Genomic DNA, 15,615 nt, shown 5'->3' on the forward strand with positions numbered 1-15,615 from the left:
GGCCGTACGTAAGGGGCGAGACTTTTTGGTTCCTTTTGTGTCGTTTGACAAAAGGGACTCGCCGTAAGGGCGAAACCATAAGCCGCCGTTACCGCAGCAACGGATATGTACACCGACCCCATCAACCTACAAACCAAGACGAAACTGCTTAGGCGTAATCCCGAACTGCTTACGAAACGCCCGAATGAAATTGCTCGGCTGCCGATACCCCAACCGCTCGGCAATCCGCTCAATCGGCTGATCCCCCGCCGTCAACCAGTGCCGCGCCAACTCCAGGCTATCGCTACGGGTGTGTTGCGCCGCAGCGGTCTGCCAGTGCCGCAACATACTCTGATGCAAAAACCCATTGGCCCCCAGCAAAGGCTCATCGAGACTGGCCGCTGGCAGGCTCAGACACGGATGTGAACCCTCCAGCACCTCGACACCCATGCTACGCAACCACTGCCCGGCAGCCTGTTGCGGCGTCAAGTGGACCGCGACGAACACCTCGGCCGGCGCGCGCCCCAAACGTCGGGCGATGTTGCGCACCAACGTCAGGGTCGCCGCATCGAGACCAAAAAAATGCGGCGGCTGGTCAACACTGCGCAAATGCAAGCGAGCCTGCCCGTCACCCTCCTCCAGTTCCGCCACTACGTAGTTGGTCACCCGCGGCAGGAAATCAGTGAAACACGCCAGGCTCGCGCGAAGGGTCGCGGCGGAGTCCAGCAGAATGTTCAAACCCCGTAACGTGGTAGTCGCCATGCCATTGACCAGTTCGCAGCCAAACGACACCCCGGCGCCCGCACGTTCGCATTCATTCCACAGGCGTTCGACCAGGTGCGCGGGCACGTGCAGGTCCTGCCCTTCGAGCAACGACTGGCAGATGCCGGCTCGTTGCAGCAGTTGGTCCTGGCACAGTCCGGACTGCCGGGCATGGCTGAGAATGGTACGGGTGAAGGCGCTGGAAATGAACGGTTGGCTGGTCATGGCAGGTTACGGCGAGAAGACAGGCGTGTACTTATGCCAGCCCCTGTGATATCGATCCAATGCATTAAAAGTATCCGACAAATGCAGGAGACGCATGATGGACCTACGACAACTCCGCCACCTTGTCGCCCTGGCCGATTACCGCAACTTCGGCCGTGCCGCCGAGGCGATCAACCTCAGCCAACCCGCCTTCAGTCGCAGCATCCAGACCCTGGAGCGCGACCTCGACTGCGCGCTGGTAGAACGCAGCAGCCGCGAATTCCGTCTGACTGGCCAGGGTGAACTGGTACTGCAACATGCCCGGCGCCTGCTCGCCGGCAGCCAGGCCCTGCAAAACGAACTGACGCAATACAACGGCCTGACCGGTGGCGAGTTGCACTTCGGCTGCGGCCCGTACCCGGCCCAGGTACTGGTGCCCGAGGCGCTGGCGGAATTCATCCAGGCTCACCCGGCGATCCGCATCAGCTTCCACCAGGGCGACTGGGAGCAACTGGCGGTCTGGCTTCGCGAACAGCAGATCGAATTCCTCGTGGCCGACGCGCGGTACTTCACTGGCGACCCGCAATACCAGGTTCAGCTGTTGCGCCCTCGACGTGGGCGGTTCTTTTGCCGTGTCGGACATCCCTTGGTGCAGCAGCAGAACCTGTCCCTGCGCGCCCTGCTCGACTACGCGGTGGTCGGCACGCGAATACCGCCGATGATCCGCAAGATCCTCGCCGACGTGCAGGGCGAGGCGGACTTCAACCCGAGCGTGGAGTGCGCGCAATTCGATGCGATCCGCCGCGTGGTGATGCGCTCCGATGCGGTGGGTATAGCCACCATGGAGGCCTTGGCCGAACTGGTGGACCAGGGCCTGATCCGGCTGCTGGAGTTTACCGACGTGCCCAAGGAGGATCCCGGCCTGCAATTGCATTACGGCATCGTCAGCCGTGCCGGGCATTCCCTGACACCGGCCGCGCTGGCGATGGTCGATGCTGTGCTGACGGTCGACCAACGTTTGCTGGCGTCGAACTAGGCGCATCTGAAACACACACAAATCCCTGTAGGAGCGAGCTTGCTTGCGATGGTGTATCAGTCGACACAGCGGTGAATGACACTCCATCGCGAGCAAGCTCGCTCCTACAGGGGTAGATCACGCACGCCGCGCCAGCGACTGCAAGGCCCGGGGCTCACCGAGGGCGCGCAGCAGGCAGTGCATCGCCTCCTCGCGGCTGCGCTCGAAGCGATAGCGCGACTCGATGTACAGCGCCAGTTTCAATTCCACGGGTTCGTCCAGGGGCAGCGGCACGTGTTGCAGGCCCAGCACGTTGGCGACCCGGCTTGGCAGGCTGATGCCGAACGGCTGGCGATCGGCGATCAGCTTCGCGGCCAGGGTGCTTTGGGTGCTCATCGCCACATTCCGGCGCAGGCCTTTCAAGCCAAGCTGCAAGTCCACCGGGCTGAGCCCGTCGCGGCGGCTCGACACCTGGATCTGCGGCTGCTCCAGATACTCCTGCAGGGTGCGCGGCGGCTCCTTGAGCGCGGCGCCATAGGCGAACACGTAATGGTCAGCGGGCAGTGCCTGTTTGTGCAGGCCGGCAAGCCCGGCCAGAGGCTGGTCGAGGTCGATCAGGATATCCAGCTTGCCGCTGGCCAGGTCCTGCAAGGCGTCGCGGCGCCGGGGCTGGAAATAACGCACCTGCCAATCGGCGTGGGGCGACTCGAGCAAGGCATCGAGCAACACCGGTTGCAGGCAATCCAGACAACTGACGCGCAGCAGTGGATTGTTCTGCCGCGCGGCGGGAATCATGCGCAAGCCATCGCGCAATGACTCCAGCGCTGCACGCACGTAGTCGGCCAGACGATGGGCGACCAGTGTCGGCGTCACCCCCAGGCGACTCTTGATGAACAGCGGGTCGCCGCACAACTCGCGCAGGCGACGCAACGCATTGCTCATGGCCGGTTGCGACAGGCACATCACCTCGGCCGCACGGGTGACGCTGCGCTGCTGATAAATCGCATCGAAGGCAAGCAACAGGTTCAAATCGAGCTGGCGTAAATCAAGCATGGTCTTGCTCCGGCAAATCGCTTAACGTCGGGCAGCCTAACCAGTGTTGCGGAACAAGCTGTGAGCCCTACATGACAAAAAGCGATCAGCCACTGCGCGATCAATCGATACCCAATGCGTTCTATGCGCCGACTCTGCTGCCGGCCATCGAAGAGTTGCTGGCCCGTGGCGTGGACCGGGACAGTATCGAAGGCCTGTTTCGTCGCAGCCTGTTCGAGTTGCGCACGCCGTTCATGCGCATTCCGCTGTTCATGTCGCGGCGCTTCTGGGCGTTTGCCCTGGAGCAGACCGGCGACCCGCTGATCGGCCTGGCGGCTGGCCGGCGTTTCGTTTCCACCGCTACCAATGGCCTGACGTACCTGTTCGACGTGGCTGACTCACTGGACAGCGCCTGCCAGTATTTCGTGCGTTTCTTTCCGTTTTTCAACGGGCACTTCCAGGCGCGGATCGTGCGCGGCGACGACAGCGTCCAATTGCACCTGCTCGATTGCGGCAGTGTGAAAACCAGCGCGGCCACCGCCGATTACATTCTCATCAGCCTGTGCAGCATGTTGCGGCGCAAATTCCTCGCCAGCGGCCTGGAGCGTGATCCGGTTCTGGGCGTCGGGCTGGTCGGCGCTTGCACGACCAATGCGCAGGAACATCAACAAGCCTTTCGCGCACCGGTGCAATGGGGGCAGGCGCAGCACTCGATCCGCCTCGATCCACAGCTGTTCGTCATCCCGTTGACGCCGGGCAATCATGAACTGGAACACACGCTGATCGAGCTGTTGGAGCAGACCCGACGCAACAGCGAACCGACCTTGCTGGAGCAAGTCTGCGACCATTTGATCGGCAACCTCGCCGAAGCCAACTGGCAGCAATTCTGTACCACCCAGCACGTGCTCGAGCGCACCGCCGCCCGACGCTTGAAGGCGTTGGGCTGGAGTTTTTCAGAGTTGCTCGACGAATACCGTCGCTACCGGGCCGAAGACTTTTTGCAGGGAACGGACCTGGAGCTGGTGGAGATTTCCGACCGCCTGGGCTACAGCGATGTGCAAAGCTTCAATCGTGCCTGCCTGCGGTGGCTGGGGTGCGCGCCGGGTGCCTGGCGAACCCGGCAAGGTCGATAAAAAACCACACGCGTGCGAACCCTAGGCGGCCCATTGAATGAACGCCCGTAGCCGCTCACAGGCGGCTGGCTGACAAAGACAGCATCATTGAATTTGCTATGACTCGACAGGCACTTGATCAATAGATTGTTGGACATTTTTTAACATTCGCATTGCGCCATCTGTGCGTAAGAACTGTCAGACGCTGTGAACAGTCGTCATTAAACCGGCGGCTCAAACCTGACACCCACAAGCAGCTACAACCCTTGTATTTCAAGGCTTGCGGCAGGTTGTTGCTTTCTTGGGATTTTCGCCAAACAGTCAAAATCGGGAGTGGTGAAACCCAATAGTGATGGCAATAGCCCCACATTTGGGGGCGTCTTGCCCCTTTAACCTACCGGTTTGCCGACACGGTTTGCCGAGGCTGGTCTATACCCCCTTTTGACAGTTTTGTTTTGCAACTCTCCACCGTTTTACGAGGCACGCTGATATGGACGTGAGCGTATTTGGTACGGGCTATGTTGGCCTGATACAAGCAGCTGCATTGGCCGATGTCGGACATCGCGTCCTGTGTGTCGACATCGATCCGAACAAGATCCGACAACTGCAACAGGCCGTGCCACCGATCAGTGAGCCGGGGCTTTGCGGCACCCTTGAAGAAAACATCAAGGCCGGTCGCCTGCTCTTCACCACCCAGGCCAGCGATGCGGTAGAGCACGCCGAGCTGATCTTCATCGCCGTTGGTACGCCCGCCGACGAAGACGGTTCGGCCGACCTCAGCCATGTGCTGAACGTGGCCCGGCAGATTGCCAGTTTCATGAAGGCCGACCGCACCCTGATCATCAAATCCACGGTGCCGGTAGGCACGGCGGACCAGGTCAGTGCCACTGCCATTGAAGAGTTGCAGCGCAGCGGCAAAGGCTCGCTGAAGATACGGGTGGTGTCCAACCCGGAGTTTCTCAAGGAAGGCAGTGCCCTGGCCGATTGCATGCGCCCGGACCGGATCATCGTCGGCACCGCTGACGATGAAGCCCGCAGCCAGATGAGCGAGCTCTACGCGCCGTTCTGCCGCAACCACGACAAATTGATGTTCATGGACAACCGCAGCGCCGAGTTGACCAAGTACGCAGCGAACGCGATGCTGGCCACGCGCATCAGTTTCATGAACGAACTGGCCAACCTCACCGAGTTACTGGGAGCAGATATCGAAGCCGTGCGCAAAGGCATCGGTTCGGACCCGCGCATCGGTTACCACTTCATCTACCCCGGTTGCGGCTTCGGCGGTTCCTGCTTCCCCAAGGACCTGCGCGCTCTGCTGCACACCGCCGAACGCGCCGGAATGTCCCTGAAGTTGCTGCGTAGCGTGACCGACGTCAACGACCACCAGCGGCATATCCTGTTCAGCAAACTCAAGGCGCAATTTCCCGGTGGACTGGCCGGCAAGTCCATCGCCGTGTGGGGCCTGGCGTTCAAACCCAACACCGATGACATGCGCGAAGCACCGAGCCGCAATCTGATGGAGGCGCTCTGGGCCGAAGGTGCGAGCGTGCAAGCCTACGACCCGGAAGCCATGTCCGAATGCCGGCGTATTTACGGCTACCGCGACGACCTGCATCTGTGCGCCACCCGCGATGACACACTCGAAGACGCCGATGCCCTGGTGATCTGCACCGAGTGGAAGAACTTCCGCGTGGTCGACTTCGACAGGCTGGCGAGCAAACTGCGAAAACGGGTGATCGTGGACGGACGCAACCTGTACAGCCCGGAACAGGTGGCGGCCGCCGGCCTGCATTACAGTGGCATCGGCTTGCGCCGCATCACGCCCGAGGCCGTCCGTCCATGAAGATTCTCGTCACCGGAGCAGCCGGCTTCATTGGTGCCCATTGCGTGCTGCGACTGTTGCGCGATGGACACCAGGTATTCGGCCTCGACAACTTCAACAGCTACTACGATCCGCAACTCAAGCACGATCGCGTGCGTTGGGTGCAGGAGCAGGCACGCCCTTTCCCGCTCTCAATGGTTGACCTGGCCGATACACCGGCCATCGAGGCACTGTTTGCCAGGGAAAAACCGGAGATCGTGATCCACCTCGCGGCCCAGGCCGGGGTGCGTTATTCCCTGGAAAATCCCCGGGCCTACCTGGACAGCAACTTGAGCGGGTTCCTGAACATCCTCGAAAGCTGCCGCAACCACCCGGTCAAACACTTGATCTACGCTTCGTCCAGTTCGGTGTATGGCGCCAACCAGCACACACCGTACTCGGTGCACGATGGTGTGGATCATCCGCTGTCGCTGTACGCCGCGACCAAGAAGTCCAACGAATTGATGGCCCACAGCTACAGCCACCTGTTCGGTATTCCCTGCACCGGGCTGCGCTTCTTCACGGTGTACGGCCCCTGGGGACGGCCTGACATGTCGCCGATCCAGTTCGCCCGGGCCATCGCCGAAGAACGGCCACTGAAGCTGTTCAACTACGGCAAGCACCAGCGGGACTTCACCTACATCGACGACATTATCGAGAGCATCACACGCCTGATCGACCGCCCACCGCAAGCCAACGCTCAATGGGACCGCGAACAGCCAGACCCGGCCACGAGCATGGCACCCTGGCGGATTTTCAACATCGGCGGCCAGCACCCGGTAGAGCTCAAGGACTATCTGGCATTGCTGGAAAAACACATGGGGCAAAAAGTCCGGATCGAACTGCTGCCCCTGCAACCCGGCGATGTCCTCAACACCTGCGCCGATGCCAGTGAGCTGGCCCGCGCTACCGATTTCCAACCGCGTATCGAACTGGACGAGGGACTGAGGCGCTTCGTTGCCTGGTTCCGCTCTTACTACTGACTGCGTCCCCCATACCGCACACGGCTGAACTCTGCGGAGAATTTATGTCTGAACACGAAAAAAGTGTGCCACTTGGCAATTTGCGTAGAGAAAAGCGCCTGGACCCCGAACAGCGCATGCGCATGGATGCCGCGATCCACATGCAGGGTTGTGGCTGGATAACCGGTCGCGAAGGTGGCCGGCCATGGACCCTGTCGCGCACCAACCGCGTCCTGGCCTGCTTCGGCGCGCTGCTGATCCTGGTGCTGATTTCCCCGGTGCTGCTGGGGCTGGCGCTGGCCATCAAACTCACCAGCCCGGGGCCGGTGATGTTCGTGCAAAAACGCACCGGTTACCGCGGCCGCATGTTCGGCATGTACAAATTCCGCACCATGGTCACCAACGCCGAGGAACTCAAGGAGTCCCTGCGGCACTTGAACAAGCACGGCACCGACGCCATCGATTTCAAGATCGACAAGGACCCGCGCATCACCGGTATCGGCGGCTTCCTGCGGCGCACCAGTCTCGATGAGCTGCCGAACCTGTTCAACGTGGTGACCGGCGACATGCGCCTGGTAGGTCCCAGGCCGACTTCGTTCAATGCCTACCGCTACAAGAACAAACACCTTGTGCGCCTGAGCATCTACCCCGGCATGACCGGCCTGTGGCAAATCTCCGGGCGCAGCAATATCGATTTCGACCAGCGCGTTGAGTTGGATCTCACCTACATCTCCCAGCAGAGCCCGCTGCTTGATTTGAGGATTCTGTTGAAAACCCCTTTAAAAGTTTTCAGCGGACAGGGAGCGAGTTAAATGGACGGCTCAACGGCTAAAAGCCTCAGCATTGCCAGCCCGAGCGAGTCCAATCTGACATCGACCGTGCTCGACCAGAACCTGCGGATCCTTTTTTTGACCGCCGCCAACCCCGGCGCAGGCACCACCACCAGTGCCCTGGCGCTGGCCAGTCAACTGGCGAAGATGAGCAGCGGCCTGGTGCTGCTGGTGGATGCCAGCCAGTCGGCGACCAACCTCACGCAACAGTTGGGGCTGAGCAAGGAACGGGGGTTTCGCGACTTGTTGTTCAACACCCAGAGCCCGCCCTTGTTGCAGGACTGCGTGGTGGACGTCTCCAGCCTGCCCTTTCACGTTCTGCCATTCGGCCGCTACTCCCGTGGCAACGAACACCTGACACCCGAGCGCCTGAGCCCGCTGCTCGATCAACTCGGCATCCGGTACCGCTTCGTGGTGATCGACGGCGACGCGGTGTATTCGGCCTCCGACACCCTGGTCATCAGCACCCAGGTGGACGGCGTGGTCCTGGTCGTGCGCTCGGAAGACACCCGCTGGGAGGTGGCCCAGGCCGCGGCCCAGCGCTTGAGCCAGGCGGGAGCGAAGCTGGTCGGCAGCGTGTTCAACCGACGCAAGTACTACATGCCCGAATGGCTGTACAGAAACCTGTGAGCAGTCAGACAAGGATGACGCCATGAACGCCATGAACGCCAAGATGCTTGTCCTGCTTTTGCTGCCCCTTGCAGGTTGCTCCAGCACTTCCTCCGACGAATCCCAAGGCATGCCGGTGCAAATCCTCACGGCCCCACCGGCGAACGCCCAGGCCACTGACGTGCCCAAGGTCGAGCAGACCCTGCGCCCACAGGATGTGCTGGACGTGATCTTCCACATCAGCACCAGTGGCTCGGCCGCCTATCGCGTGCAGTCCGGGGACACGATCGCGCTGAACTTCACCGCCGCCAGCCAGTTCAACGGCAACCAGTTGGTGCTGCCCGATGGCACCATCGAACTGCCGGGGGCTCACACCACGGTGAAAATCGAGGGCCTGACCCGCGATGAAGCACGGGACGCGATTCAGCGCGCCTACGATCGCAAACAGCTGTTCCAGCCCAACCGCAATCAGCTGTCAGTGATGGTAGTGAGCCCGCTGGCCAATGAGTGGAACCTCAAGTCCGTGCTCAACCACCCCGGCACCGGCATGAGTCGGGAAATCACCGTGGGTACCGACGGCTACGCCAGCTTCCCGGAAATCGGTGCCGTACCGCTGCAAGGCATGACCATCAACCAGCTGGAGGCCTACCTCAATAAACGCTACGCCACCCTGCCGGGGCGCATGACCGTGGACGTGCTGCTCAAGTCCACCGCCGGCAACGAAATCTATGTACTGGGTGAAGTCGGCCAGCCGGGCTCCTACCCGATCCGCCGCCCGGTGTCGGTGCTCGAAGCCCTGACCTTGGCCCGCGGTTCCAACGTCAAGGCACGCCTGGACTCGGTGATGATCATGCGGCGCAACGGCAACCAGGTGGTCGCGCATCGTTACGACGTGGAAAAAGCCTTGTCCGGCGACGCCACCCAGATCGCCTACCTGCAAGCGGACGACATGCTGTACGTGCCCAAGACCAAACTGGCCAGCGCCGGTGAGCTCGCGCGGCAACTGGCGGACGTCGTGTTGTTCCAGGGCATGGGCCTCAGCTTCAGCTACCGCGTCGACAACAAAGACGACAACAGCAACTAACTCTCAGGTGGCCAATGAATCCAAAGGAAAACTACCTGCATGAGTTCTTCAGGATCTTCTTCGCCAACAAGCAGCTGGTGAAGCGAGTTTTCCTGGTCTTTGCCGTGATCGCCGTGGTCTTGCCGCTGTTGCTCAAGCAGAGTTTCGATATAACTGCCCAGGTGATCGTGCAGTCCAAGAAAATCTCCCAGGGAGATGCCACCAGCACCCTCAATCAGGAAAACGCTTCCTTCATTCCACCGTCGCTGGCGGACATGGAGACCGAGAGCAACATCCTGCGTTCGCCGGCCTTGATCCGCCAGACCATCAGCGAGTTGCGCGAAAAGGGTGAGTACACGCTACCCGTGAGCGCCTTCAACAAACTGCTGGTGCAGCCGTTCAAACGGTTTGTCACCAATCCCGTTCGCGAACACGTGACCAACCCGGTTCGCAACCTGCTCGGACTGCAGACCGATCCGGTACGCGACACCGTGCTCGATGCCCTCACGCAGCAAGCGTCCTCTGCCCTGAAGGTGGAAACCTTGCCGGGCTCCAACGTGATCTCGATCGTCTACCGCTTCCCTGACCCGGCCCAGGGCACCCGGTTCGTCACCGCCCTGCTGCAGAACTACCTGGTCAGCCGCCAGGAAATGCAATCGATCGACTTGCCGCAGAGCTTCTACGAAACCAAGAAGTTGCAGTACCAGGTGCGTCTCGATGGCCTGGAAGCCAATCGCCTGGCCTTGCTCGAAAGCATCGGTTCGTCCGACCCCAAGGAAGAAATCACGTTCCGCCTCAACGCGATCAACACCGAGGAGCAGGCGCTCAACCTGTATCAGGACCGACTGCTGCAAAGCCAGCGCTGGCTCGATTACCTGAAAACCAGCCTGGCGACCGCCAACAACGCCAGATTCACCGACTACACCTTCCCCTACACCTTCACCACCACGGTCGACAGCGTCGCTTTCGAAGACCGCGAGATCAAGCAACTGGGTGAGCAACTGACGACCCTGGTCAGCCGCTATATGGACGACCTGGCGGTCTTTCAGCCCGGCAGTGAGCCGATGCAAATGACCCGCGAGCAAATCATCCGGGCCCGTGGGCAATTCCTGAAGATTGTCAGCAACCGGATTCAGGAGCGCACCAGCGACCTGGCGACGATCAGCTCGGTCATCGAGCAGAAAACCGCGCGCATTGCCGAGTTCAAGAATCGTATCCACCAGTTGCAGGAAACCCGGAGCAAGCTGCGGCAGATGGACACCGAAATCAACGCGCTGCACAAAGCGTTCGCCACCTATGCCCAGCGCTTCGCCGAAAGCAGCACCGCGCGCGCACTGGACAACGACCTGTCCAACGCACGGGTACTCAGCCCGCCGTTCGAACCGACCGAAGCGGCGTTCCCCAAGCCGATGCTGATCATTCCGTTCGGAGTGTTCACCGGTTTGCTGCTGGCGATTGCCCTGGTCTATGTGCGTGAGTTCTTCGACCACCGCTTCAAGCACCCTGCGCAAATCACCCATGAACTGGGCTTGCCGGTGCTGCTGGTGATCAATGATCAAAGCACCCTGCCAAACAATCCGCACAAGAGCTGGAGCGTACCGGCCCTCGTACATTGGGTGCGCAATTGAACGCGCCGCTCGGCACCACCCACGACCTGCCGATCATTCATTTGCTCGGCAGCGGCGGCTTCTATGGGGCCGAGCGGATGCTGCTGGATCATTGCCTGGCGACACCGGGGCAGCACCAGGTGCTGTTTCTCGATGCGCCGCCAGAACTGATCGCGCGATTTCGCGAGGCCGGTGTCGATTGCCTCGGCTGTGCAGGCCTGGTCGCGTTGCTGGGGCATTTGCGCCAGCGACGGAACCAGCGGCCACTGATCAATACGCACAACTTCAAGGGTCTGTTGTTCGGCTGGATCGGCGCTACGCTGTTGCGCCTGCCACTGGTGATCACCCAGCACGGCTTCACCCCGCGCAGTCGCAAGCAGAAGTTCTACACCTGGCTGAGCCTGCAACTGTGCCGCACGGCCTCGGTGAACCGGGTGGTGTGTGTCGCCGAAAGCATTGCCGCGCTGCACCGTCAGGCCAATGTGCGCACGGACAAACTGCAGGTGATCCCCAATGGCCTGCCGGCGACCCACGACTTGCTGCCGCACAGTGGCGAGCGTCAACGCTGGCTGGCTGGTTACGTCGGGCGCCTGAGTAGCGAAAAAGGCCCTGACCTGTTTCTCGATGCGCTGATCCCGTTGTGTCAGCAGTACCCGCAACTGGACGCGGTGATGCTCGGCGAAGGGCCGGAGCGCGAAAGCCTGCAGACGCGGATCGACGAGGCAGGCTTGCAGGCGCGCATCACACTGGCGGGCTACCAGACCGACATGGGCGCCTGGTGGCGGCAACTCGATGCGTTGGTGATCAGCTCGCGCACCGAAGGCACGCCCATGATTCTGCTCGAAGCGATGCAGGCCGGAGTGCCGGTGGTGGCCTTCGGCGTCGGCGGGATTCCCGATGTCTTGCAGGACCGCCACAACGGCCTGCTGGCCGCGCCCACCGACAGTACCGCCCTCGCCCGCCAGATCGGCACGCTACTGGGTGACCCGGCCCTGGCCGGGGAGTTGATCGACAACGCAAAACGTACGCAACGGGATCGCTACGACCTCAAGGTCCTGGCCGAACGCTGGTCGCAGCTTTACATCCGGACTGCACGAGAGGCACACCCGTGATTGTTCCGCTCTCGATCGTCAGTTTGCTCGGCCTGGTCTGCCTCGGTTTGCTGGCCAGCCCTTATCCGTATCTGGCGCCGGGAGCGGTACTGGGCCTGGTGGGTGTCGCGGTGCTGTACCGCAAGCCGGCCTGGGGCCTGTTGGGCATTGTCGCCATCCTGCCTTTCGAAGGTCTGTTCAAGGACAGCTCACTGTCGGGCTCCAAATTCCTCGGGGCTTCGCTGGCGCTGATCCTGATGCTGCAACTGGCGACTCACCAACTGCCGAGCGAGCGCCTGCGCAGCAATATCTGGCATTTCCTGGTCGGGTTCATGGTGCTGTACCTGCTGAGCCTGTTGAACACCGACGACATGGGCTTCTCCCTGGGCCACCTGCGCGAATTGAGCGTCGGCCTGATTCTGTTTGTCATCACCCTGCTGGTCGGGCGTGAGTTGAACCTCGACATGTTCGCCAAACTGGTTGCCATCAGTGTCTCGGCGACCTGCGCCATGGCGATGTTCTCTGCCAAATACCAGGACGACGGCCGTGCGTCCGGGATGCTCAATGACCCGAACGACTTTGCCCTGATGATCGCCTTCGCCGTACCCATGGCGCTGTTGCTGGTGGTCCGCAGCCCGAACCGGTTGCACCGGTTGTTCTGGGGGGGCTGTACCCTCTTGCTGCTGGGCGGCATGACCAAGACCGAATCCCGTTCGGGGCTGGTGGTGTTGCTCCTCAGCCTGTTGATCGGCGCGTGGCACTACCGCGCGCAGCTGCCACATATTCGTCCACGCCACCTGGGCTTTGCCATGCTCGGCCTGGCGATTGTGATTGCGCTGGGGCTCTATGCGATGCCGGCCGGTTACGTGGAGCGCATCCAGTCGCTGAGCATCCTCAGCTCCGGGGCCAAGAGTCAGGACCCGTCACTGGGCCGTCGTGCCTCCTACATTGTGGTCGGCAGCGCCATGATCGCCGAGAACCCCTTGCTTGGCACCGGCCCCGGCACGTTCCCGCTGCACTACGCTACCACCGGTTATGCCAAGACCTTTGCCATGACCGGCAAGACCGATGACCTGTACCGTCGCGCCCACAACACCTACCTGGAGATCTTCAGTGAACTGGGGATTCCCGCCGGCCTGATGTTCGTCGGCATGCTCGCCCTGGGTTTGTACAACCTGATCCGCGCCCGCCGCGCCTGGCTATTGCGAGGAACTGGGCATCAGGCTGATCTGATGACCCACCTGAGTATGAGCCTTCTGTCGTTGACGTTGTTCCTGATGTTCCTCAGCGCACCGAATCACAAGTACCTGTGGATCATGCTCGCGTTGACCAGCGTGCTGCGCACTAAAGCCGAAGAACCCCCGCCGACGGAGGTCAGGGCATGAACCGCATCAGCATCATCATCCCGATGTACAACGAGGCCCGGCACATCGCCCGGACCCTGCAAGCGGCACGACATGCCGCCGAGGCGGCCAACGTCGAATGCGAGTTGATCGTGGTCGACAACGGCTCCGATGACCAGGGCCCGGACATTGCCCGACAGTTCGGCGCCCAGGTGCTGGTCCTGCCCGGCCTGCTCATCGGTGCATTGCGCAATCGCGGAGCGGCGATCACCAGCGGCGAATGGCTGGCCTTTATCGATGCCGACGTCGAGATGCCCGAGAACTGGCTCAAGCTGTTGTTCGACCTCGAGTCCGGCGGCCAGGCCGATGTCATCGGCCTTGACCTGCACACCCCGGCCGAAGCGCCGTGGTACGCCGACGCCTGGCAGCGCCGCACCTTGCGTCCCGATACGCAGCCACTGCATGTCGCGCAATGGCTGCCCACTTGCAACCTGCTGATGCGCCGTCGCTGGTTCGACAAGGTCGGTGGTTTCAATGAACAACTGCGCACCGGCGAGGACAAGGAACTGACCATGCGCCTGGTCGACGCGGGCGCGAAACTAGTCGCGGTCAACCAAAGCGTGGCGCTGCATTGGGGTTACGAAAGCAGTTGGCGGGAATGGATGGGCAAGGAATTGTGGCGTCAGGGCAGTCATCTGCAACTTCTGCGCACCCATGGCCCGAGCCTGCGCTTGCTGCGCTTTCCGTTGCTGTCGATTGCCGCCTGGTTGATCGATTTCATGGCCATTTCCGCCCTGTTCGACGGGTTCCCCCATCATTCGCTGCTGATGCTGCTGCTGACCGTCCTGCCCGCCCTGGCACTGAGCCTGCGTCAGAGCGCCAGGCACCGCGACACGCTCCTGACCCTGCAACTCTGGGGCCTGCACTGGGTACGCCTGCACCTGGCGGGCGCCGGGCTCATCCTCAGCCTTTGTCATTGGAATGCCAGGAGGCCCGCCCGTGGCTGAATTCATTTTCTGGTTGTGCCTGTTGCTACCGGTTTACGCCTACCTCGGTTATCCCCTGTTATTGACGTTGCTGGCACCGTTTTACCCCGCACCGCACCAAGGACCGGCACAACCGATGGACGTGAGCATCGTGATTGCCGCGCACAACGAAGCGCGGCATATCGAAGAAAAACTGCGCACCGTGCTGGCCCAGGATTATCAGGCCCGCTCACTGCAAATCATCCTCGCCAGTGACGGCTCGACCGATGACACCGTGGCCTGCGCGCACCGGGTCGAGGACCCGCGCATCACCGTGCTCGATCTGCCCCGCCAGGGCAAGGCGGCGACGCTCAATGCCGGGGTCGCGATCAGCAGCGGCGCGATCCTGGTGTTCACCGACGCCGATAACCAGTGGTCCACCGACACCCTCGGCCATTTGCTTGCGCCGCTCAACGACCCGCAGGTCGGTGGCTGCGCCGGGCACATGGTGATCCCGGTGCCAGGAAAGGGGTTGAGCGTTGGCGACAGCCTGTATCGGCACTATGAAGGTTGGCTGCGCTACGTGGAAAATCGCACCGGCTGCATGGTCTCCGCCGACGGCGCATTGCTCGCCTTGCGCCGCGAGTTGTTCCAGAACGTGCCGGCGGAGGTCAACGACGATTTTTTTATCAGCACCTGCGCGCCGGTCGCGTTCAAGCGGATTGTCTACGTGCCCCAGGCCCGGGTAATCGACCAGGGTGTGGACGAAGCCGACAAGCAATTCCGTCGCCGTCAGCGGGTCACGGTGGGTGGCCTGCAAAGCCTGGCCCAGCGCCGGGAGTTGCTGAACCCGCTGACCCACGGCCTGTATGCGATTGCCTTGATCAGCCACAAGCTGATCCGGCGGCTGGCGCCGATCCTGTTGTTGCCGTTGCTGCTGAGCAATTTCTGGCTGTGGGAGGATCACGGCTTTTATCGCCTGAGCCTGATCGCACAACTGCTCGGTTACACGATGGCCATTGCCGGCCTGCTGGATTCGCAACACCGCTTGCCCAAACCCTTTCGCCTGGCCGCGTTCCTCCTGGTGACCCTTGCCGGGATGAGCATCGGCCTGTGGCAGTTCCTGCGCGGTCAGCGTTACGCCCAATGGAACCCCGAGCAAAATCGATGAGAGGCGCGT

14 protein-coding genes are annotated in these 15,615 nt (G+C 61.7%); 12 read left to right on the plus strand and 2 right to left on the minus strand.

What is annotated here, in order from left to right; translation table 11 throughout:
- Positions 1–126 precede the first annotated feature (126 nt).
- Complete coding sequence (locus tag AC1RP7_RS26800) at positions 127–966, minus strand: AraC family transcriptional regulator (protein WP_090456379.1); 840 nt, start codon at positions 964–966, stop codon at positions 127–129.
- Between the two features lie 97 nt (positions 967–1,063).
- Here AC1RP7_RS26800 and AC1RP7_RS26805 point away from each other — a divergent pair, with 97 nt between their 5' ends.
- Positions 1,064–1,981 carry a LysR family transcriptional regulator gene (locus AC1RP7_RS26805; protein ID WP_218496523.1) on the plus strand — a complete coding sequence of 306 codons (918 nt, stop codon included), beginning with the start codon at positions 1,064–1,066 and terminating at the stop codon, positions 1,979–1,981.
- 117 nt (positions 1,982–2,098) lie between these two features.
- Here the strand turns inward: AC1RP7_RS26805 and AC1RP7_RS26810 are convergent, their stop codons facing one another.
- Entirely contained in the window at positions 2,099–3,013 is a 915-nt protein-coding gene (locus tag AC1RP7_RS26810) for a LysR family transcriptional regulator (protein ID WP_159389695.1), read from the minus strand.
- A 71-nt stretch (positions 3,014–3,084) separates the two neighbouring features.
- On the opposite strand from AC1RP7_RS26810, the gene AC1RP7_RS26815 reads away from it, so the two are divergent.
- The 11 genes from AC1RP7_RS26815 to AC1RP7_RS26865 all read left to right on the plus strand — a co-directional run bounded on the left by AC1RP7_RS26815 (position 3,085) and on the right by AC1RP7_RS26865 (position 15,606).
- Positions 3,085–4,125, plus strand: coding sequence for an AraC family transcriptional regulator (locus tag AC1RP7_RS26815; protein ID WP_218496411.1), 1,041 nt, complete (start codon positions 3,085–3,087; stop codon positions 4,123–4,125).
- 469 nt (positions 4,126–4,594) lie between these two features.
- Positions 4,595–5,947, plus strand: coding sequence for a UDP-glucose dehydrogenase family protein (locus AC1RP7_RS26820; RefSeq protein WP_218496409.1), 1,353 nt, complete (start codon positions 4,595–4,597; stop codon positions 5,945–5,947).
- Positions 5,944–6,948: an NAD-dependent epimerase gene (locus tag AC1RP7_RS26825; RefSeq protein WP_349736948.1), complete on the plus strand. Its 1,005-nt coding sequence runs from the start codon at positions 5,944–5,946 to the stop codon at positions 6,946–6,948. Before AC1RP7_RS26820 ends, AC1RP7_RS26825 begins: the two co-directional genes overlap by 4 nt.
- Before the next feature lie 44 nt (positions 6,949–6,992).
- On the plus strand, positions 6,993–7,739 hold the full coding sequence (locus AC1RP7_RS26830; RefSeq protein ID WP_340313806.1) for a sugar transferase: 747 nt from the start codon (positions 6,993–6,995) through the stop codon (positions 7,737–7,739).
- A complete protein-coding gene (locus AC1RP7_RS26835) occupies positions 7,740–8,387 on the plus strand; it encodes a CpsD/CapB family tyrosine-protein kinase (protein ID WP_090456392.1) in 648 nt (215 codons plus the stop codon).
- Between the two features lie 31 nt (positions 8,388–8,418).
- On the plus strand, positions 8,419–9,450 hold the full coding sequence (locus AC1RP7_RS26840; RefSeq protein ID WP_090456394.1) for a polysaccharide biosynthesis/export family protein: 1,032 nt from the start codon (positions 8,419–8,421) through the stop codon (positions 9,448–9,450).
- Positions 9,451–9,464: 14 nt separating this feature from the next.
- Complete coding sequence (locus tag AC1RP7_RS26845) at positions 9,465–11,057, plus strand: GumC family protein (protein ID WP_349736949.1); 1,593 nt, start codon at positions 9,465–9,467, stop codon at positions 11,055–11,057.
- Positions 11,054–12,148, plus strand: coding sequence for a glycosyltransferase family 4 protein (locus AC1RP7_RS26850; protein ID WP_493183265.1), 1,095 nt, complete (start codon positions 11,054–11,056; stop codon positions 12,146–12,148). Before AC1RP7_RS26845 ends, AC1RP7_RS26850 begins: the two co-directional genes overlap by 4 nt.
- Positions 12,145–13,512: an O-antigen ligase family protein gene (locus tag AC1RP7_RS26855; protein ID WP_493183264.1), complete on the plus strand. Its 1,368-nt coding sequence runs from the start codon at positions 12,145–12,147 to the stop codon at positions 13,510–13,512. The genes AC1RP7_RS26850 and AC1RP7_RS26855 overlap by 4 nt, the downstream gene beginning before the upstream one ends.
- Positions 13,509–14,477 carry a glycosyltransferase gene (locus tag AC1RP7_RS26860; RefSeq protein ID WP_218496397.1) on the plus strand — a complete coding sequence of 323 codons (969 nt, stop codon included), beginning with the start codon at positions 13,509–13,511 and terminating at the stop codon, positions 14,475–14,477. Before AC1RP7_RS26855 ends, AC1RP7_RS26860 begins: the two co-directional genes overlap by 4 nt.
- A complete protein-coding gene (locus AC1RP7_RS26865) occupies positions 14,470–15,606 on the plus strand; it encodes a glycosyltransferase (RefSeq protein ID WP_493183263.1) in 1,137 nt (378 codons plus the stop codon). The genes AC1RP7_RS26860 and AC1RP7_RS26865 overlap by 8 nt, the downstream gene beginning before the upstream one ends.
- Positions 15,607–15,615 lie beyond the last annotated feature (9 nt).

This window comes from Pseudomonas sp. GW822-FHT01E03 (assembly GCF_058802985.1).